This is a genomic window from Actinoplanes sp. NPDC021490, assembly GCF_055562135.1.
The window spans coordinates 195585-216367 of the sequence record NZ_JBVHFW010000002.1 but is presented as its reverse complement, the minus strand read 5'-3'; the positions used below and the strand labels follow the sequence as shown (position 1 = coordinate 216367).

The window sequence follows — 20783 nt, the reverse complement described above, 5'->3', positions numbered from 1 at the left end:
GAGCTCATCACGATGCGTGCGGTGACCACGGCCGAGACGGCCGCCACCACCCACCCCTGGGCCATCCACGCCGAGGCCCTGAAGGTCCGGGCCGGGCGGCACCTGGCCGTCGACGGGCTCGACCTGCGGCTCGGCACCGGCGTGCACGGGCTGCTCGGCCCGAACGGCGCCGGCAAGACCACCCTGATGCGCGCCCTGGCCACCGTCGTGAAACCGGCCGGCGGCACCCTGACCCTGCTCGGCCGGCCGGCCGACGGGCGGGCCGACCTGCGGCCGGTGCGGCGCGCGCTGGGCTACCTGCCCCAGCAGTTCGGCTACTACCCGCGATTCACGGTGCGCGAGTTCGTGGCGTACATGGCCTGGCTCAAGGAGATGCCCAAGGCGGGCATCGCCTCGGCGGCGCAGCGCGCGATCGACCGGGTCGGACTGGCGGCCAAGGCCGACGCCAAGCTGCGCACGCTGTCCGGCGGCATGCTGCGCCGGGCCGGCATTGCCCAGGCCATCGTCAACGACCCGCAGATGCTGCTGCTCGACGAGCCGACCGTCGGCCTCGACCCGGAACAGCGCCTCGACTTCCGCGAGCTGCTGCGCGACCTGGGCCTGGACGCCTGCGTGCTGGTCTCGACCCACCTGGTCGAGGACGTCGCCGCGGCCTGCACCGAGGTCGTGCTGATCAACGAGGGCAAGCTGCTCTGGCACGGCACGCCGGCGTCGCTGAACGCCCAGGGCGACGCGGGTTTCGCTGGAGACAGCGCCGCCGAGCGCGGCTATTCGGCGATCCTGCGCCGCCATCGGGCCGGGGCCGCCCGATGAACGTGCTCGGAGTCGAACTTCGCCGCTCGGCCGCCCTCGGCGCGGCCCTGATCGCGCTGGTGGTCGGGGTGGCCGCGCTGTACGTCGCACCGGCCCGCTGGTCGCACGGCTGGCTGTCGCTGGCCATGACCACCCGCGAATACACCGTCCTGCTGTGGCCGCTGGCCCTGGCCGCCGGCGCCTGGCAGGGCCGCCGCGAGCATCGGGCCCGGGTGGGGGAGTTGTTCGCCACCACGCCGCGGCCCCGCCGGCAGCGGATGATCCCGGTGCTCGGCGCCACGGCCATCACGATCGGTCTGGCCTACGTGCTGGTGGTCGCGGCCGGAGGAGCCAAGCTGGCCGCGGGATCGCACTACGTGTCACCCGATTTCCTGGTCATCTCGGCCGTCGGGGTGCTGTCGCTGGTCGCCGCGGCCTGGCTCGGCCTGGGCCTCGGGCGTCTGCTGCCCGCCCTGGCCACCGCGCCCGCGCTCGGGGTGGCCGGCGTGCTGCTCGTCTTCTTCAGCGCGGTCACCAACCCGGACTGGCTGGCCGCGGTGCTGTCCCCGATGTACGGCACCGGCCAGTTCGACCCGTACCAGACCATCGACGGCGGGGTCAGCGGCGCGCTGGCGATCTGGATGACCGCGCTCGCCGCCACCGGCGTGGTGCTGCTAGTGGCCACCGACCGGCGGGCCCGCGCGGCGGCCGTCCTGCCCGCCCTGATCGGACTCGGACTCGCGACGACGGTCGTCCCGCGCGACCACGACCGGCTCACCTGGCCGATCGACCCCGTCGCCCGCGAACTCGTCTGCACCGGTGACACCCCGAAGGTCTGTGTCACCCGGGTCAACGCCGCCGTGCTCGGCGACCTGGCGCCGCGGGCCCGCGAGGGACTGGCCGTGCTGGCCCAGATGCCGGGGGCGCCGACCACGGTGCAGGAGAACGGGCGGGGCCTGCCCGCGCCCGGCCCGGGGGTCGTGACGATCCCCGTGCGCGTCGACAAGAACGGCGGGCTCGCGCACCCGTCGGTCGTGGCCTTCGAGGTCGTGGTCGGGCTCGGTGTCGAGCGGAGACAGCGGTGCCCGGGCGACGCCATGGCCGAGCGGGCCGCGGCGTACTGGCTGCTCGGACGGGAACCCGAATCCGACTTCGGGGTGGTGCCCGAGGTGACCTTCGAGGACCCGGAATCCAACGACCGGGCCGTCCGGCTGTGGCAGGGCCTGCGGAAGCTGCCGCGGGCCGAGGCTCTGGCCCGCGTGACCGCCGTCCGGGATGCCGCCCGCGACTGCCGGGACACCACCGGCCTGCTCGCCCGGCGGGCCAAGTGACCGTCCTCGGCGTCGAGCTGAAGCGTTCCTCCGCTTTCGGCGCGGCCCTGTTCGCCCTGACCGTCGGGGTCACCGCGCTCTACGTCGCGCCCGGCCGGTGGGCCGGCGGGTGGATGCCGCTGGCCCTGAGCACCCGCGAATACACGGTGTTCCTGTGGCCGCTGGTCCTGGCCGCGGGCGCCCGGCAGGGCCGCCGCGACCATCAGGCGCGAGTGATCGAGCTGTTCGCGACCACGCCGCGGCCGCGCGCCCGGCGATCGGTGCCGCTGCTCCTGGCCATGGCGGGCGCCGTCACCCTCGCGTACGGGCTGGTCCTGGCCGCGGGGGCCGTCCGGCTCCTGTCGCCCGCGCGTTTTCTCCCGCCCGGCTTCGTCGTCGTCGGGGCGGCCGGGGCGCTGTCGCTGATCGCCGCGGCCTGGCTGGGCCTGGGCCTCGGCCGCCTGATGCCCCTCCCCGTCACGCCCCCGGTGCTCGCCATCGCCGGGGTCGTGTTCGTCGGCTTCACCGCGGTCGTCCCGCCGATGTGGCTGGGTGCGGTGCTGTCCCCGATGCACGGAACGCTGCAGTCGTATCCGTACCAGACCATCGACGGCCGGGTCAGCGCCGCGTTCTCGATCTGGATGGCCGCCCTCGCCCTCACCGGGGCGTGGCTGTTCGCTGCCGACGGTCGATGGCGCCGGGCCGCCGCCGTGCTCCCGGCCGTGGTCGGGGTGGGCGTTGCGTTCGCCGTCGTCCCCCGCGCCGACAGCGTGCTCGACTCGCCGATCGACCCGGCCGCGGCCGCGCTGGTCTGCACGGCCGACGCCCCCAAGGTGTGCGTCAGCCGGGTCAACGCCGTGATGCTGGACGAGCTGACCCCGCTCGCCCGCGAGGGCCTGGCCGTGCTGGCCCGGCTGCCCGGCGCGCCGGCCGAGGTCCACGAGGACATCCGGCAGGCGAACTCCTGGAAGCGGCCGGCGGCGCCCCCCGAGACCCGCGTCGTCCTGCTCAGCATCACCGCCGACCGGCACGGCCGCCTGGCCCACCCGGCCTCCGTCGTGCCGCTGATGGTCGACTCGCTCGGCGTGACCATCGACGGGTATTGCGACGAGCGGCGCAGCTCGGTCGAACGGGCCGCCGCCTACTATCTGCTCGGCCGCGAACCGGTCTCGGACGTCGGCGTGGTGCCCGGCGTGACCGGCGAAGGCCCCGGCCTCAACGAGGAGGCCGTCGAACAGTGGCGCGGCCTGCGGAAACTGCCCGAGGACGAGGCGCTGGCCCGGGTGGCCGCGGTGCGCCAGGCGATCATCGACTGCCGGGACAGCTCCGCGCTGCTGACGAGGAGCGCCCGATGACCTGGGCCGTGCTCTACCTGCGCTCGCGGCGGGTTCCGCTGGCCCTGGCCGTCGCCGCCGGCGGTGCGGGCCTGGTCTGGGTGCTCTGGCTGACCCTCTCGGCCGAACGGGACGCCAGCCCGCTCGTGGTCATCCTGACGGTCGTGCTGATGGTGGCGGTGCTGTCGACCACGCTGTCGGCCCCCGACGAGAGCCTCGAACGCACGGCGTCGTTCCGCTGGCCGTGGCGGCGGTCGCTGCACCTGCTGGCGGCGCTCGCGGTCATCCTGGTGCTGCTGCTGTCCACTCGCTACACCGGCGCCCGCCTCGGGCCCGCGGGCGTGGTGCTCCGGGACGCGGCCGGCCTGCTCGGACTGACCGCCCTGGGCGCGGCCACGGCCGGGGCGTCCCGCTCCTGGTTCGTCCCGCTGGGGTGGACGGTCGTCGCCGCGCTCTTCCCCCAGCCGGGTCCGTGGGGCGCCGTGACAACCTGGCAGACCCAGCCGGCCGGCAGCCGGCCCGCCGCCGTGCTGGCCGCCGCCTTCGCCGTCATCGGCCTGCTCACGTACGCCCTGGCCGGCCCGGCCCGCCGCTTCCCCGACGACAGCTGAAGGCGGCCGCCTTCCCCGGCGGTAGTTGGAGGCGGCTGCTTTCCCGGGCGGTAGTTGGCGGCGGCTGCTTCCCTGACGGCAGTTGGACGCGGCCGCCTCTCCGACGACGGCTGACGGCGGGTGCTTGCGCCGGGCCGGTAGCTTGGCGGCGTGCCTTTCAGCGAGCAGGTTCGGTCGGCGTTCCGGCGCGGGGACAACGAGGCCGTGGTCCGGATGAGTGAGGCCGAGATCGGGCGGGCCCGGGCCGCGGGGGATCCGGCGGGCGAGGTTGAGGCGCGGTACAGCCTGGCCCGAGTGGCCATTCGGCAGGGGGATCTCGTCGGCGGGGAGGCGCGGGCGCGGGAGGCGCTCGAGGTCGCCGTGCGGGCGGGGGACCGCAGCCTCGAGGAGCGGCCGCGGCACGTGCTGGCCGCGGTGGCGCGGATGTCGGGCGATCTGGAGCGGGCGCGGGACCTCTATCGGGAGAGCATCGCGGTCAACGAGGCGCTCGGCCGGCCCGAGACGGTCAACTCGGAGTACCACAACCTGGCGTTCTGCGAGCTGGGCCTGGGCCACGTCGACGTCGCCCGCCGGCTGTTCGCGCAGGTGCGGGAGCGGGTGTTCGGCAACGGCTGGGACGACTTCGTGCCGTACGTGGGCCTGGCGGGCGCCGCGCTCGCGGTGGCCGAGGAGGACTATGTGCGGGCGGCCCGGCTCACCGGGGTCACCGATGCCGCGTTCGCCGCGCTCGGGCAGGTGCCCGACCCGGACGACGCCAAGGACCTGGACGCCATACGCGCCTCCGCGCTGAACGCCCTGGGCCCGGCTGAGTTCGCCCGCGAGCACGCGCACGGCCGGCTCCTCGACCCCCGGCCGGCCTTCGGCGACTGAGCCGGGCCGGTCAGGGGCTGACCAGCGTCCGGGCTCGTTCGAGGGGTGCCGTAACGTCGAGTAGGGGTTGGCAGCGGAGCGTCCCGGCCCGCTAAATGTGACTCGGGACGACGAAGGGCGGGGCATGGCCGAGAACCTGTCGCTGGGGGCGGACTTTCCCGTCGCGAGCGCTGAGCAGTGGCGTCGTCTGGCCTTGGCCGCCCTGCGCAAATCCGGGGCCGCAACCGAGGAAACCACACCGGACCAGGTCGAGGAACTGCTCGCCTCGGTGACCTACGGTGGCCCGTCGATCGCGGCGCTGCACACCACGGGACCGGACGCCGGTGTTCCGGGTCTGCCGCCGTTCGTCCGGGGCGCCCGGGCCGCCGGCTCTGTGGCCGGCGGGTGGGATGTGCGGCAGCGCTACGCCGACCCGGAGCCCAAGGAGGCCCGCGAGGCCATCCTGACCGATCTCGAGAACGGCACGACCTCGCTCTGGCTGGTGCTCGGCGACGGCGCGCTGCCCCTCGACTCGCTGCCCGAGGCCCTCGACGGCGTTTACCCCGACCTGGCCCCGGTGGTGCTGGACGCCGGCGACGCCACCGGACGGGCCGCCCGGGCCTGGTTCGAGTTGCTGGCCGCGCGGGGCATCGACCTCGGCAAGGTCTCCGGCAACCTGGGCGCCGATCCGCTCGGATGGCTGGCCCGCACCGGTTCGCCGGGCGACCTGGGCGAGGCGGCCGCGCTGGCCACCCGCTGCGTGGCCGAGGCGCCGGGGCTGCGGGCGGTGACCGTCGACGCCACCGTCTTCCACGACGGCGGCGGCTCCGAAGTGGAGGAGCTGGGCGCGGCCGCGGCGGCGGGGGTGGCGTATCTGCGCGCGCTGACCGGCGCCGGGCTGTCCGTGCCGGCCGCCCTGAGCCAGCTCGAGTTCCGGTATGCGGCCACGGCCGACCAGTTCGCCACCATCGCCAAGCTGCGGGCGGCCCGCCGCATCTGGGCCCGGATCGCCGAACTCTCCGGGGCGGCGCGGGACGGCGGCCAGCATCAGCACGCCGTGACCTCGGCCGCGATGATGACCGCCCGCGACCCGTGGGTCAATCTGCTGCGCACGACGATCGCCGCCTTCGCGGCCGGGGTGGGCGGGGCGGCCGCGGTGACCGTGCTGCCGTTCGACCACCAGCTCGGCCGGCCCGACGCCTTCTCCCGCCGGCTGGCCCGCAACACGCAGACCCTGCTGGTCGAGGAGTCGCACGTGGCCCGGGTGGTCGACCCGGCCGGCGGCTCCTGGTACGTCGAGCAGTACACCGAGCAGTTGGCCGGGGCAGCCTGGGAATGGTTCACCCGCATCGAGAGGGAGGGTGGGCTGGCCGCCGCGCTCGGCAGCGGACTGATCGCCGACCGGCTGGCCGAGGTCTGGGCCGCCCGCGAGAGCAACCTGGCCCACCGCCGCGACCCGATCACCGGGGTCAGCGAGTTCCCCGACCTGGCCGAGCGGCGGCCCGAACGGCGTCCCGCGGCCGGGCCACCCGGCGGGGGACTGCCGCGGCGGCGCTACGCGGAGGCGTACGAGCGGCTGCGCGACCGCAGCGACGCGCACCTGGCCGCGACCGGCCAGCGGCCCGCCGTACGGCTGGTCATGTCCGGCTCGGCGGCCGCGCACGGCGCCCGGCTCACCTTCACCACCAACCTGTTCGCCGCCGGGGGCATCGAGGTCACGACCGAGGGCTCCTCGCCGGTGGTGTGCCTGTGCGGGCCCGACAAGGAGTACGCGGAGCACGCGGCGGCCGAGGCGGCGCGGCTGCGGGAGGCGGGCGCGACCCGGGTCCTGGTGGCCGGCCGGGGCGACTACCCGGGCGTCGACGCGTACGTCCACGTGGGATGCGACGCCGTGGCCGCGCTGACGAGCACGCTCGACGACCTGGGGGTAGCGCAGTGATTCCCGACTTCTCCACGGCGCGGCTGACGACGCCGGAGCTCGCACCCGGGGCGGAGGAGGCCTGGCGGGCCGCCGTACGGGAGGAAACCGGACGCCCGGCCGGGGAGCTGATCTGGCAGACGCCCGAGGGTATCGCCGTGCCGCCGCTGTTCACCCGGTCGGACCTGGACGGGCTCGACTTCCTCGAAACCTATCCCGGGATCGCGCCGTACCTGCGCGGGCCGTACCCGACCATGTACGTCAACCAGCCGTGGACCATCCGCCAGTACGCGGGGTTCTCGACGGCCGAGGAATCGAACGCCTTCTACCGCCGCAACCTGGCCGCCGGGCAGAAGGGCCTGTCGGTGGCGTTCGACCTGCCCACGCACCGCGGCTATGACTCCGACCACCCGCGCGTCACCGGCGACGTCGGCATGGCCGGGGTGGCCATCGACTCCATCTACGACATGCGGCGGCTCTTCGAGGGCATCCCGCTGGACCGGATGAGCGTGTCGATGACCATGAACGGCGCCGTGCTGCCGGTGCTCGCGCTCTACATCATCGCGGCCGAGGAGCAGGGGGTCGCTCCGGAGAAGCTGTCCGGCACGATCCAGAACGACATCCTCAAGGAGTTCATGGTCCGCAACACCTACATCTATCCGCCGGCGCCGTCGATGCGGATCATCTCCGACATCTTCGCGTTCACGTCGCAGCGCATGCCCCGCTTCAACTCGATCAGCATCTCCGGCTACCACATCCAGGAGGCCGGGGCCACGGCCGACCTGGAGCTGGCCTACACGCTGGCCGACGGCGTGGAATACCTGCGGGCCGGGCGGGCGGCCGGGCTCGACATCGACGCGTTCGCGCCGCGGCTGTCGTTCTTCTGGGCCGTCGGCATGAACTTCTTCATGGAGGTGGCCAAGCTGCGGGCCGGGCGGCTGCTCTGGGCCAAGCTGGTGCGCGAGTTCGAGCCGAAGGACCCGCGGTCGCTCAGCCTGCGCGCGCACTGCCAGACCTCGGGCTGGTCGCTGACCGCGCAGGACGTCTACAACAACGTGATGCGTACGTGTGTGGAGGCGATGGCGGCCACCCAGGGGCACACGCAGTCGCTGCACACCAACGCGCTCGACGAGGCGCTCGCGCTGCCCACCGACTTCTCGGCCCGGATCGCCCGCAACACCCAGCTGCTGATCCAGCAGGAGTCGGGCACCACCCGGGCGATCGACCCGTGGGGCGGCAGCGCCTACGTCGAGCGGCTCACCCACGACCTGGCCGCCCGCGCGTGGGAGCGGATCGCCGAGGTCGAGGCGGCCGGCGGCATGGCCCGGGCGATCGACGAGGGCATCCCCAAGATGCGCGTGGAGGAGGCCGCCGCCCGCACCCAGGCCCGCATCGACTCGGGCCGCCAGCCGGTGATCGGCGTGAACAAGTACCGCCCGCAGGCCGACGAGCCGATCGACGTCCTCAAGGTCGACAACGCCGCCGTACGGGCCAATCAGGTCGGGAAGCTGCGCCGGCTGCGCGCCGAGCGTGACGAGGCGGCCTGCACCGGGGCCCTGGACGCGCTGACCCGGGCGGCGGGCGAGCCCGGCCACGGCAACCTGCTGGCCCTGGCCGTCGACGCCGCCCGGGCCAAGGCGACCGTGGGTGAGATCTCGATGGCGCTGGAGAAGGTGTTCGGGCGGCACACGGCCCGGATCCGTACGATCTCCGGTGTGTACCGGCAGGAAGCGGGCCAGATGGCCGACCTCGAGCGGGCTCGGGCCGCGGCCGCCGCGTTCGCCGAGCAGGAGGGCCGCCAGCCGCGCATCCTGGTCGCCAAGATGGGTCAGGACGGTCACGACCGCGGGCAGAAGGTGGTCGCCACCGCGTTCGCCGACCTCGGCTTCGACGTCGATGTGGGCCCGCTGTTCGCCACCCCGGCCGAGGTGGCCCGGCAGGCGGTCGAGGCCGACGTGCACATCGTCGGCGTCAACTCGCTCGCGGCCGGGCACCTGACGCTGGTGCCGGCGCTGCGCGACGAGCTGGCCGCCCAGGGCCGCCCCGACATCATGATCATCGCGGGTGGGGTGATCCCGCCGCAGGACTACGACGCGCTGCGCGCGGCCGGGGCGGCGGCGATCTTCGCGCCGGGCACGGTGCTGACCGAGGCCGCCATCGAGCTGCTGGCCGAGCTGTCCCGGCGCCGCGGTGACTGACCACACCGCGGCCGGAGCGACCGGCGAGGGGCGTGCGCTGTGACCGATCTCGCCGCGATGGCCGAGGGGGTGCGCGCCCGGACCCCGGCGTGGGTGGCGCGCGCCATCACGCTGGTCGAGTCAACCCGCCGCGACCATCAGGAGATGGCCCAGGAGCTTCTGGCGACCCTTTCCCCGTACGCGGGAAACTCGCACCGCATCGGGATCAGCGGCGTCCCGGGGGCGGGGAAGTCGACGTTCATCGACGCCCTGGGCAGCACGCTCACCGCGGCCGGGCGCCGGGTGGCCGTGCTCGCCGTCGACCCGTCGTCGTCCCGCAGCCGCGGCAGCATCCTCGGCGACAAGACCCGGATGGCCCGCCTGGCCGCCGACCCCGACGCGTACGTGCGGCCCTCACCGACCGCGGGCACGCTCGGCGGCGTGGCCAAGGCCACCCGCGAGGCCATCGTCGTCGTCGAGGCGGCCGGCTACGACATCGTCATCGTCGAGACCGTCGGGGTCGGGCAGTCCGAGACCGCGGTGTCCGACATGGTCGACACGTTCCTGATGCTGGCCCTGGCCCGCACCGGCGACCAGCTGCAGGGCATCAAGAAGGGCATCCTCGAGCTGGCCGACGTCATCGCCATCAACAAGGCCGACGGGCCGCACGAGCCGGACGCCCGGCGCGCCGCCCGCGAGCTTTCCGGCGCGCTGCGCCTGCTGCGCACCACCGACTGGACCACCCCGGTGCTGACCTGCAGCGCCCTGGAGGGCACGGGCATCGACGAGGTGTGGGCCCAGGTCACCGCCCACCACGCGAAGACCGACGTGGCCGGGCGCCGCCGCCACCAGCAGCTCGACTGGATGTGGTCGATGGCCCGCGACTCCGTTCTGACCCGCTTCACCACCGACCCCGCCGTGCGTTCCACCGCCGGCCTCGTACGGGAACAGGTCCTCGACGGTTCCCTCACCCCGGCCCAGGCCGCCCGGCAGCTGCTGTCCGCCTACGACGAGCGCTAGGGTCTGTTTCGCCACGAAACAGACCCTAGGCGATGCAGACGCGGTTGCGGCCGGTCTGTTTGGCCTCGTAGAGGGCCCGGTCGGCCCGGGTCAGCAGCTGCCGCAGGTCGGGGTCGTCGCCGCTGCCGCAGGCCAGGCCGACGCTGATGGTGACCGGCAGGGGGCCGGCGACGGTCGGGATGACCTCGTCCGAGACGACCCGGTGCAACCGCTCCGCCACCTTGGTCGCGGTGTCCACGTCCTGCGGCGTGACCACGGCGAACTCCTCGCCGCCGTAGCGGCCCAGCACGTCCCCGTCGCCGAGGGCCTGGCGCAGCCGGGCGGCGACCACGCGGATCACCTCGTCGCCGACCGGATGCCCGTACGTGTCGTTGATGCTCTTGAAGTGGTCGATGTCGACCATGACGGCGGCGATCGGCGTGCGGTGCGCGCGGGCCAGGCGAATCTCGCGGTCGGCCTCGCTGAAGAAGTGGTGCCGGTTGTAGAGGCCGGTCAGCCCGTCGATGGTGGCCAGCCGGCGCACCTGACTGAACAGCCGGGCGTTCTCGTACGCGGTCATGCCCTGCCCGGCGATGGCCGCCGCGATCTGGGCCTGCGCCTCGGCGATGGGCTCGTCGCGGGCCGAGCCGACGAGCAGGATGCCGAACGACTCGCCCCGCACGGCCACCGGGATCGCCCACCAGCTGTGCGGCGATCCGAGCAGCGCGTCGACCGACTCGGTGCCGTGCACCGCCGTACGGGTGCGCGGACCGGTCAGGCCGAGCAGATCGGACGGCACCGAGAACCGCTGGCCGACCGCGGCGCCGTCACCGTGCGAGGCCGCCACGGTCAGCCCGTCACCCTCCGACCGGGTCAGCAGCACGGCCGAGTTGCCCCCGACCGTCCGGGTCAGGCTGCTCAGCAGGCGCCGCATCACCTCGTCGGGGTCGAGCGACGAACTCTGGTCGGCCATCGCCGCGCGCAGCGTCTCGGCGACGTCGCGCTGCCGGCTGGCCGTCTGCACGGCCACCTCGAGCTGGGCGGCCCGGGCCGTCTCGAGCGACACCGCGATGTGGTTGGTGATCGCCTTGAGGATCGCCACGTCGTCGTTGGTGAACACGCCCTTGGCGACCCGGCTGTCCAGATAGACCACGCCGCGCAGGTGCCCGTCGAACTTGAGCGGCGCGATCAGGATGCTGCGCAGGCCGTGCGCCTGCATGCTGTGCGAGCCGAGCGCGACGCCCTCCTCGGTGCCGGTCACCACCAGCGGTTCGCCGGTCTCACGGACCCGTTCGACCAGCGTCGCGCTGTAACCGGTGAGCTGGCGGATGTCGTGGCTGGCGCCGTCCCGGCCGACGTGCGGCACGAGCTGGTTGAGGTCGCGGTCGAGCAGGAACAGGAAGGCCCGTTCGGCGCCCAGGAAGCGCAGGGTCTCGTCGAGCGCCACCCGGGCCAGCTCGCGCGGGTCGAGCACGGTCGCCGAGGCCAGGCTGACCTGCTGCAGGGCCTCCAGACGCCGCCGGTAAAGGGCGGCCGCCCCGCCTTCGGCCGCGTGCCGGCCCCCGGTGGTCACCAGCGGCGCCGGGCTCGGCGGTTCGGGGCGGCTCTCCGGGAACTCGTCGTCGACCCACCGCACCCGCTGCGGCCACTGCTGGTCGGTGGCGATCGTCCGGGCCAGGGTGGCCGACAGCGCGGCCGGCACCGGCTGGTCGAGCGCCTGCAGCGCGCGGGCGCGGACCCGGGCCGCCTCGTACGCGATCAGCGGCGCGTCCATCGGCAGCAGGTCGGACTCGACACCGGACAGCGTGCGTACGGCGTCCTCGGGCCGGCCTTCGAGCACCTCGAGATCGGCCCGGGTCACCCGGTGGAACGCGCGCAGCGGCTTGCTCGTCGCCTTCTCGCCGAGCCGGTCGATGGCCTCGGCCGCGGCCGCCCGCAGCTCCGCGCCCGGGGCCCGGCGGCACCGGGTCAGCCGGCCCAGGGCCTCGAAGATGTAGATCACCCGCTGCTGGGGGACGAGCGAGCCCGGCTTGACCCCGAGCGCGGCGAACTCGGCCGTGAGCCGGTCGAACGGCTCGCCCAGCTGGTCGCGTTCGACCAGCGCGATCACCCCGGCCCCGTACAGGTTGATCTGCTGCACCGGGTTGTCGGGGTTGGCCCGCAGGAACCGGCGCAGCGCCTCGATGTGCCGGGTCGCCTCGTCGTGCCGGCCCCGCTGGGCGGCCACGGCCGCCTCGACCGCCCAGATGCCCGCCCCCTCGGCCTCGGCGCCCGGGCCGATGCGCGCCTTGGCCCGCTTGAGCCAGGCCTCGGCGTCGGCGGTGCGGCCGCGCTGGAAGTACTGCAGGCACACGCCGCCCACCGCGGTCAGGTAGTCGCCCAGCTCGAGCCAGCGTTCGTGCTCGATCAGCGCCCGGCCCCAGACCTGCGAGTCGTCGTCGCGGCCGCCCAGGTGGCTGCCCGCGCCGCGCTTCCACTCGACGTAGCCGACCAGCTCGGGGTCGCCCATCTCGGCGGCCACCGCGGCGGCGCGGGCGAAGAGCCGGTGGGCGAGCGCGGGCCGGCCGGCCACGTCGGCGATCACGCCGAGCCCGGCCATGTGCTGCGCGTACTCGCGGCCCGGACCGAGCCGGTTGATCGGGTACACCGCGCGCAGGCCCATCAGCGCCCGCATCAGGCGGCGCATCCGCATGGACAGCGCGAACGTGCCCAGGTCGTACAGGACGGCCTGGAGCCGGTAGCGCTCGCGGCGCCGGTCGCGGGCGGTGCCGAAACCGATCTTGGTGCGCCCGACGACCAGGCCCACCAGCAGCGACACGCATGTGGTGACGATGAGCGCGACCCGGCCGCGGGGGAGCGGCCGGCCCAGCTCGGCCAGGCCGCGGCGGACGGCGTCGTAGGCCCGGTCGGGGTTCCACGAGCTGTTGTGCACCTGGGCCACCTGGGCCCGGATCTCGGCCCGGCGCAGCTTGTCGGGCTCGTCGCGCAACGCGTGGTCGAGGTGGCGCAGAGCCTCGGCGAAGCGTCCGGTGCGGGCGCAGCTGGTGCCGAGCGCGACATAGAAGCCCGGTTGCGGGGTCAGCCCGGCGCCCTCGGCCGCGCGCCCGGCGGCCTCGAGGAATGTGCGCGCCTCGGCCGGGGCGTGCTCGGCCAGGGCCAGGCGACCGGCGGCGAGCCCGCTCAGATGCGCCCGGTCGGGACGGCGGTGCGGCTCGCCCAGCGCGTAGTGCCGGGCGGTCAGATAGACGTAGCGGGGGTCGTCGAAGGTGGCCGCGTCCAGTATCTCGGCGATGCGCTGGTGCAGGCGGCGGGTCGCCGGCTCGTCCAGCCCGATCAGCAGCGCCTCGCGGATCCGGTCGTGCAGGAAGCGGTACCCGCCCGTCCCGGCCGCGATCACCAGCCGCCGCGACTCGGCCTCGGCCAGCAGGCCGCCCGCGTGCCGCGGGTCGATGCCGCAGACGGCGGCGACCAGCTCGGTCGGGAACCACCGGCCGGCCGTGGCCCCGGCCATCAGCAGCCGGCGGCTCTCCTCGCCCAGGCCGTCGATGCGCTGCAGCACCAGGTCGACGGCGTCGCCGGAGAGCTCGAGGCGGTCGAGCCCGGCCAGGTCGAGCCGCCAGCCGCCCCACGCCGGGGTGACCAGCCCGGCGTCGAAGACCGCGCGCACGTACTCGCCGACGATGAACGGGTTGCCTCCAGCCCGCTCGGCCAGCTCGGTGATCTGCTCGGCGGGCAGCCGGACGCCCCCGAGATGCTCCTCGACGAGCTGGACCACGGCGCCGGTGTCGAGCGGGCGCAGCGGGAGCCGGGTGTCGAGCGTGGCGTCCATGTCGGCGCCGAACCGGTCGAGGGCGGCCGCGCTGTCCGGGTCGTCCCGGCTGGTCGCGATGACCAGCAGCGGGGTGCCGGTCAGCCGGTTGGTCACCTGCTGCAGCACCCGCCGCGTCGGGCCGTCGAGCCATTGCACGTCGTCGATGTGCAGCACCGCGCCCTGGAACTCGTCGGCCAGCCCGACCAGGAACGCCGCGACCGCGTTGACGAACTGTTCCTGCCGGTTGAGTTCGCCGATCCGGGGCGCCTGCATGAGGTCGGCCAGCAGCGGCGACAGTGTGCGCAGCAGCGGACCGCCCCGGCCCGCGGCCCGGCGCAACCGGCCGACGGCCTGCTCGCGCTGGCCGTCCGGAAGCTGTTCGACCTTGCGCAGGTAACGCTCGACCGCCCCGCGCAGCGGCGCCAGCGGCACCGGGTCGTCGGGCACGCACTTGCCGTAGAGCACCAGGTCGCCGTCCGAGGCGACGGCCTTGGTCAGCTCGCGCACCAGCCGGGTCTTGCCCGCACCGGCCGGACCCTCGACCACGGCCGCGCCGCCCGCGCCGTCGCGGGCCCGCAGCCAGCGGTTGGCCAGCGCGATCACCTCTTGATCGCGGCCGACCAGCAGGGTCGGGCCGATCGGCCGGACGCCACGACGGTCCGTCCCGGCCGGGAACCGCTCGCCCGGCCGCTCGGCCAGCCGCCGCAGATCGGTCAGCAGGCCCTCGCCGCTCTGATAGCGGTCGTCGGGGTCCTTGGCCATCAGGGTGGCGATGACGGCGGCCAGGGTCGGCGACACCCCGGGGCGCAGCGCCCGCACGTCCGGAACGGGCGCGGTGGCGTGCAGCCGGATCAGCTCGCCGACATCCTCCGACCAGTACGGCACCTGGCCGGTGACGCACTCGTAGAGCAGGATGCCCAGCGAATAGAGGTCGGAGCGACCGTCGACGGGCCGGTTGAGCATGCCGGTCTGCTCGGGAGCGCTGTACGACAACGTGCCCGCGACACCGTCGTCGGCCGCCCCGCCCCGCCCGGCCAGTCCGAAGTCGATCAGGCGGCCGCCGCCCGCCCGGTCCACGATCACGTTGTCCGGCTTCACGTCGCGATGCACCAGCCCGGCCCGGTGCGCGGCGGCGAGCGGGCCGACCAGATCGACGGCCAGGCGCACCACGTCGTCCTCGTCGAGCGGGCCGCGCCGCAGCACCTGGGCCAGCGGGGCGCCGTCGATGTACTCCAGGACCAGATAGGCCCCGGCGTCGGACTGGCCGACCTCGAAGATCTGCGGGAGTCCGGGGTGCCCGACGCAGCCGAGCAGCGCGGCCTCGCGGCGGATCGCGGTCAGCGCCCGCGCGGAGTCGGCCCCGGCCAGGACCTTCAACGCGTAGTCGGCGCCGCGGCGCCGGACACGGTAGACCACCGTCTCGGCCCCGCGGCCGAGCTGCGCGACGATTTCGAGATCGGCGATTGATCCCGGTGTCGTCCCAAAGATGGCGGTCAACGTTTCCTTCCTCTTCCGCGGGCTACCCGGACGGTACGCCCCGCTCCTGGTGGGATACCACCTCCGGGGCGAATTCGATCGCTTGTACGGCCGACTCCGCTTTGACGGCAGTGGTCGCTGTTCGCGCCGGCCCGCAAATCGGCCCGGCTGCCGATTTCCGACTCTTCCAGCAGGTCATCGACGTGCGACGTTGTCGGCCATGCGCCCCCGTCTCTGGACAGCCGTTGCCGCACTCATACTGGCCGCCGCCGTCGCACCGGCCACTCCGGCTGATGCCGCGGTCACTCCGCTCGTGAAAATCAACTTTCAGCCCGCCACTTCGACCGGGCCGGCCGGGTATTCCGCCGACACCGGGGCCGCCTTCGACGCCGGGCGCGGATACGGCTGGGTCGGCCGGGGGACCAGCGAGCCGCTCGACCTGACCCGCAACACCCGCGACCGGGCCCGGTCCGGCGTGGACAGCCGGCTCAACACGCTGATCCACCTCCAGTACGGCGATACGGGCGGCACGGCGGGGGTGGCGGCCGAGGGCGCCTGGGAGTACGCGCTGGCCAACGGCACCTACCAGGTGACCGTCTCGGCCGGCGACCAGCCCGCGTACGACAGCCGCAACACCGTACGGGCCGAGGGGGTCACCGCCGTCGACGGTTTCGTCCCGTCCGCCACCGCCGAGTTCCGGTCGGGCACCGTGACCGTCGCGGTCGCCGACGGCCGACTGACCGTCGACGCGCTGGGCGGCGCCAACACGAAGCTCAACTACGTCGAGATCAGCCGGGTGACCGCCGACCCCGCGCCGCTCAAGGCCGACTTCTCGGACGCGGCCACCGCGCCCGCCGCCGGATACGTCCGCGACTCGGGCGGCGCCTTCACCGCCGCGCGCGGCTACGGCTGGGTCGACCTGGGCGAACGCACCCCGCTCGACCTGACCGGCAACGGCCGCAACCGCAATCCGGCCGCCGGGCAGACCGACCAGCGGCTGGCCACCTTCATGCACGCCCAGCTGCCCGCGGGCTCGGCCGGCGTGACCACCCCGGGCGCGTGGGAGGCGGCGGTGCCGTCCGGCCTCTACACCGTGACCGTCGCGGCCGGGGACGCCGGCACCGCGGTCAACAGCACCAACTGGCTGTCGATCGAGGACCAGAACGCCATCGCCGCGTTCACCCCCACCGCGACCACCAAGTTCGCCACCGCCACCCGTACGGTGCGGGTCACCGACGGCCGCGTCACGATCAGCCCGGCCGGGGGCGTCAACACCAAAATCGCCTACGCCGACATCACCGCCGTCGCCGGGGGCGATTCCATCCCGGCCGTGCGCACCAGCACCCCGGCCAACGGCGCGACCGGAGTCCCGCTCACCAGCAGCATCGTCGAGGATCTGGTGCTGCCCAACGGCGGGGTGCGGGCGGCCTCGCTGAGCAGCTCGACGGTCACGCTGACCCGGCTCGGCGACGGCGCTCCGGTGGCCGCCACCGTGATCACCAGCGGCGGCGGCGACGTCATCAACCTCTCGCCGACCGCGCCGCTCGCGCCGATGACCGCGTACCGGTTCACCGTCACCAGCGGCGTCACCGACGTCACCGGCAAGCCGTTCGCGCCCTACTCGATGGTCTTCACCACCGCGAGCGGCAACCCGACCGGCGGCACCGCGGCCTTCGACAAGACGGTCGGCGTGGCCACCGGAGCGCCGTTCACGACGGTGGTCAAGGGCCCGGACGGCCGGCTCTACGCGGGCACCCTCGACGGCCGGATCTTCCGCTTCCCGATCAACTCCGGCGGCACCCTCGGCACCCCCACGATCATTTCCACCGTACGCACCAACGCCGCGGCGCTCGGCCTGCCCGGCGCCCCGGCCCGCACCGTCATCGGCATGGCGTTCGACCCCGCCTCGACCGCCACCGCCCCGATCCTGTGGGTGACCGACAACTACGAGTACACCGGCCCGCTCGACGTGCCCGACTGGTCCGGGCGGATCGGCCGGCTCAGCGGACCCGACCTAGGCACGTACACCCCGGTCGTGGTCAACCTGCCCCGCTCGGTCAAGGACCACGAGACCAACTCCCTCGCCTTCGGGCCGGACGGCGCGCTCTACGTGTCCCAGGGCGCCAACAACGCGATGGGCGCGGCCGACTCGACCTGGGGCAACCGGCCCGAACGGCTGCTCAGCGCGGCGGTGCTGCGGCTCGACCGGGCCCGGCTGCCGGTCACCCTGCCGCTCGACGTGAAGACCGGGGACGGCGGAACCTACGACCCGTACGCGACCGGCGCCCCCATGACCCTGTACGCCACCGGCGTACGGAACGCCTTCGATCTGGTCTGGCATCGCAACGGCCGCCTGTACGCGCCGACCAACGGCTCGGCGGCCGGCGGCAACACCCCCGCCACCCCGGCCACCCTGCCCGCCGCGTGCGCCCGCCGCGGCTACACCGGCCCGGCCGTGCCCGCGCTGACCAACGTGCCCACCGCCGAGACCGACTACGTCTTCGACGTCCGCGCCGGCCGCTACTACGGCCACCCGAACCCGCTGCGCTGCGAATGGGTGCTGGCCGGCGGCAACCCGACCGCGGGCACCGACCCGTTCCAGGTCGGCGCCTACCCGGCCGGGACCCAGCCCGACCCGAACTTCGACCTGGCCGGAACGTACGACGCCGGCCTGCACGCCTCGGCCAACGGCGCGGTCGAATACCGCGGCGCCCCGCTCGACGGCAAACTGCTGGTGGTCCGCTACTCGTCCGGGCAGGACATCGAGACGTTCAACGTGGCCGCCTCGGGCGCGCTGTCCGGCCGCACGACCGGGATCACCGGCTTCACCGGGTTCAGCCAGCCGCTCGACGTGACCCAGGACGTCGCCACCGGCAACCTGTACGTCACCGAGCTCGGCGCCTCCCGGGTCACCCTGCTGAAACCCCGAGCTCAGTGAGCCGTTCCCGGATCTGGGCGGCCTCGGGCTGACCGAGTTCGGTATAGAGGGCCAGGGCCCGCTCGTAGTGCTCGCGGGCCTCGACCGGCCGGCCCAGGGCGAGTCGCGCATGGCCGAGCCCGGCCTGCGCGCTCGCCCGCTGGCTGCCGACGCCGATGGCCGTGGCGATCTCGTACGCCGCCGCGTGCCGGTCGAGCGCGTCGGCGGGCCGCCCGGCCGCCAGCAGGGCCGCGCCGAGCCCGTTGAGCACGTGGGTCTCGCCGTCCTGGCCCCCGATCTCGCGGATGATCGTCAGCGCCCGGTCGTGGTAGTCGACCGCCTGCCCGGGCTCACCCAGGCGGGTGTGCAGCAGGCCGAGCGTGTCGAGCACCATCGCCTCGCCGTGCCGGATGCCGATCTCGCGGAAGAGCTCGAGGGACTGCCCGAGGTGCTCCCGGGCCGGCTCGTACCGGCCCGACCCGGTCTCGGCCATGGCCAGGCTGTTGAGCGCGAACGCCTCCCCGTGCTTGTTGCCGGTCGCCCGGGCCAGCGCGAGGGCCTGCCCGCAGTGCTCGATGGCCTCGTCGAAGCGCCCCATCCGTTCCAGCGCGTCGCCCAGCAGGGCCAGCGTGTTGGCCTCGCCCGACCGGTCGCCGGCCTGCCGGCACAGCTCGAGGGACTGCCGCCAGCAGTCGACCGCCTCGTCGAACCGGCCCGACCGGTCGGCCGCCCCGCCCAGGTTGCGCAGCGAGAACGCCTGCCCGACCGGGTCACCGATCTGCCGGAACAGCTCGAGCGCCTGCCGGAAGCACTCGATGCCGGTCGCGCTGTCGCCCATCTGCAGGTGCGCGACGCCGATGCCGGCCAGCGCGTGCGCCTGCCCCTCCCGGTCGCCGCTGCCCCTGGTGGCCTCGAGGGCATGGCCGTGGACGGTCAGCGCCTCGGCGTTGTAACCGCCCTGCAGATGCCGGTAGAGGGTGCGGGCCAGCCGGGTGGTGTGGCCGGGCCGGCCGTCGGCGGCGGTCTGCGCGGCCACGGCGACCAGGGCCGGCCGCTCGGTGTCGAGCCAGGCGAACGCGTCGGCCGGGTCGGTCAGGCCGGGCGTGGGCGACCCGGCCGGCGCGATCTGCGGGCGGGCCCCGGCCTCGGTCGGGTGCAGCGTGTTCATCGCGGCCGCGGCGGTGGCCAGATAGAAGTCGTAGAGGCGGGTCCGGGCGGCGCGGCGGGCGGCCGGAGGGTCCTGATCGTGGGCGCGGCCGGTGGCGTACGCGCGCACGAGGTCGTGGAACGTGTAACGCCCCGGACCGGTCTCCTGCAGCAGGTGGTCGGCGGCCAGCTCGCGCAGCCCGTCGGCGGCCTCGTCCAGAGGGACACCGGCGACGGCGGCGGCCGCGTACGCGTCGAAGTCCTGACCCGGATGCAGGGCGGCCAGGCGCAGCAGGCGCTGACGGCCGTCGGGCAGCGCGCGGTAGGACAGGTCGAGGGCGTGCTCGACGCCGGTGTCCAGGCGCCGGTCGCGCTGCCGCTCGTCGAGGCGGTCGGCGTGGTCGGTCAGCGTCCAGCCGCTGGTGCCCCGGATGTGCCCGGCGATCAGGCTCAGCGCCAGCGGCAGGTGGCCGCAGCGCCCGGCGATCCGCGCGGCCGCCTGCGGGTCCGGGCCGGTCTCGACGCCGGGCAGCGCATCGGCCAGGAAGGCCAGCGCCTCGCCCGGGGTGAACGCGTCGACGGTCAGGCGGGTGGCCGGGTGCAGATCGGCCAGGCTGCGCCGGCTGGTGATCAGGGTCAGGCAGCCCGCGGCCTCCGGCAGCAGCGGGCGGACCTGCTCGGCCGAGGCCGCATTGTCCAGCACGACCAGGGCACGAGTGCCGGCGATCCGGTCCCGATAGGCGTCGGTTCTGGCCCGGAGCCCGTACGGGATCTGGTGGCCGGGCACGCCGAGCAGGCGCAGGAACCCGTCGAGCACGGCCGACGGGTCGGCCGGCGGCTGGGAGTCGTCCGGGTGGAAGCCCCGCAGGTTGACGAACAGCACCCGGTCGACGGCCTTCTCCCGGGTCAGCCGGTGTCCGGCGTGGACGGCCAGCAGGGTCTTGCCCACGCCGGCCATGCCCTCGATGGCCGAGATGACCACGGCCCGGCCGTCGCTGCGGAGCACGGCGTCGCGGAGCCGGTCGAGCTCGGCGGCCCGGCCGGTGAACGTGTCCAGCTCGGCCGGCAGCGCGTCCCGCACCCGCACCTGGGCCACGGCCTCGGTCTCGCCGCCGATCACCCGCAGCGCTTGCCGCCACTGGTCCACGTAACCCGGATCGGGGTGCAGCGCCTCGACGACGGCCAGCACGAGCTCGGTGTTGAAGCGCCGCCGCCCGGGCACGAAGCAGTTGGCCACCGTGGACCGCCGGGCCAGCTCGCTGCGCGGGCGCCCGGCCGCCGTCCACGCCGTGTTGATCCGGGTCTTGATCGTCTCGTACGACGGGTCACCCGCCCACACCTTGAGAAGCCGGAGCCGCTCCACGAGGTCGTCGAGGGACGTCGCCCGTTCCGGTCCGGGCAGGCTGGCCAAGGTCCCCATGGTGATCCCCCATTGATCTCGGT

Annotated in this window: 11 protein-coding genes; 9 read left to right on the top strand and 2 right to left on the bottom strand. The window is 74.5% G+C overall.

Features of this window, described 5'->3' with window-relative positions; genetic code table 11:
* Window positions 1-12: 12 nt before the first annotated feature.
* From ACZ3I4_RS05455 to meaB, 8 genes are all read left to right on the top strand, one after another.
* Window positions 13-813 (top strand): ABC transporter ATP-binding protein, encoded by an 801-nt coding sequence (locus ACZ3I4_RS05455; RefSeq protein ID WP_465380636.1) that lies wholly within the window; start codon window positions 13-15, stop codon window positions 811-813.
* Window positions 810-2123 carry a hypothetical protein gene (locus ACZ3I4_RS05450; RefSeq protein ID WP_465380635.1) on the top strand — a complete coding sequence of 438 codons (1314 nt, stop codon included), beginning with the start codon at window positions 810-812 and terminating at the stop codon, window positions 2121-2123. Before ACZ3I4_RS05455 ends, ACZ3I4_RS05450 begins: the two co-directional genes overlap by 4 nt.
* Window positions 2120-3457, top strand: coding sequence for a hypothetical protein (locus ACZ3I4_RS05445; RefSeq protein WP_465380634.1), 1338 nt, complete (start codon window positions 2120-2122; stop codon window positions 3455-3457). The genes ACZ3I4_RS05450 and ACZ3I4_RS05445 overlap by 4 nt, the downstream gene beginning before the upstream one ends.
* On the top strand, window positions 3454-4047 hold the full coding sequence (locus tag ACZ3I4_RS05440; protein ID WP_465380633.1) for a hypothetical protein: 594 nt from the start codon (window positions 3454-3456) through the stop codon (window positions 4045-4047). Before ACZ3I4_RS05445 ends, ACZ3I4_RS05440 begins: the two co-directional genes overlap by 4 nt.
* Window positions 4048-4197: 150 nt before the next feature.
* On the top strand, window positions 4198-4917 hold the full coding sequence (locus tag ACZ3I4_RS05435; protein ID WP_465380632.1) for a tetratricopeptide repeat protein: 720 nt from the start codon (window positions 4198-4200) through the stop codon (window positions 4915-4917).
* 124 nt (window positions 4918-5041) lie between these two features.
* On the top strand, window positions 5042-6835 hold the full coding sequence (locus ACZ3I4_RS05430; RefSeq protein ID WP_465380631.1) for a methylmalonyl-CoA mutase subunit beta: 1794 nt from the start codon (window positions 5042-5044) through the stop codon (window positions 6833-6835).
* Window positions 6832-9012, top strand: coding sequence for a methylmalonyl-CoA mutase (scpA, locus tag ACZ3I4_RS05425; protein ID WP_465380630.1), 2181 nt, complete (start codon window positions 6832-6834; stop codon window positions 9010-9012). The genes ACZ3I4_RS05430 and scpA overlap by 4 nt, the downstream gene beginning before the upstream one ends.
* Before the next feature lie 39 nt (window positions 9013-9051).
* Window positions 9052-10011: a methylmalonyl Co-A mutase-associated GTPase MeaB gene (gene meaB / locus ACZ3I4_RS05420; RefSeq protein ID WP_465380629.1), complete on the top strand. Its 960-nt coding sequence runs from the start codon at window positions 9052-9054 to the stop codon at window positions 10009-10011.
* 25 nt (window positions 10012-10036) lie between these two features.
* Here meaB and ACZ3I4_RS05415 read toward each other — a convergent pair whose 3' ends face one another.
* Window positions 10037-15298, bottom strand: a complete 5262-nt coding sequence (locus tag ACZ3I4_RS05415; protein WP_465380628.1) for a diguanylate cyclase — start codon at window positions 15296-15298, stop codon at window positions 10037-10039.
* A gap of 292 nt (window positions 15299-15590) precedes the next feature.
* On the opposite strand from ACZ3I4_RS05415, the gene ACZ3I4_RS05410 reads away from it, so the two are divergent.
* Window positions 15591-18215, top strand: a complete 2625-nt coding sequence (locus ACZ3I4_RS05410; RefSeq protein WP_465380627.1) for a PQQ-dependent sugar dehydrogenase — start codon at window positions 15591-15593, stop codon at window positions 18213-18215.
* On the opposite strand, the gene ACZ3I4_RS05405 is transcribed toward ACZ3I4_RS05410, so the two are convergent.
* Window positions 18187-20760, bottom strand: a complete 2574-nt coding sequence (locus ACZ3I4_RS05405; protein WP_465380626.1) for a tetratricopeptide repeat protein — start codon at window positions 20758-20760, stop codon at window positions 18187-18189. The two genes, ACZ3I4_RS05410 and ACZ3I4_RS05405, sit on opposite strands and share 29 nt — an antisense overlap.
* Window positions 20761-20783: the final 23 nt, after the last annotated feature.

Bases quoted from the DNA above. Each gene is read 5' to 3' on its own strand.
- ACZ3I4_RS05455 (WP_465380636.1), top strand. From the start codon at position 13: ATGCGTGCGGTGACCACGGCCGAGACGGCCGCCACCACCCACCCCTGG.
- ACZ3I4_RS05440 (WP_465380633.1), top strand. From the start codon at position 3,454: ATGACCTGGGCCGTGCTCTACCTGCGCTCGCGGCGGGTTCCGCTGGCC.
- ACZ3I4_RS05450 (WP_465380635.1), top strand. From the start codon at position 810: ATGAACGTGCTCGGAGTCGAACTTCGCCGCTCGGCCGCCCTCGGCGCG.
- ACZ3I4_RS05430 (WP_465380631.1), top strand. From the start codon at position 5,042: ATGGCCGAGAACCTGTCGCTGGGGGCGGACTTTCCCGTCGCGAGCGCT.
- ACZ3I4_RS05405 (WP_465380626.1), bottom strand. From the start codon at position 20,760: ATGGGGACCTTGGCCAGCCTGCCCGGACCGGAACGGGCGACGTCCCTC.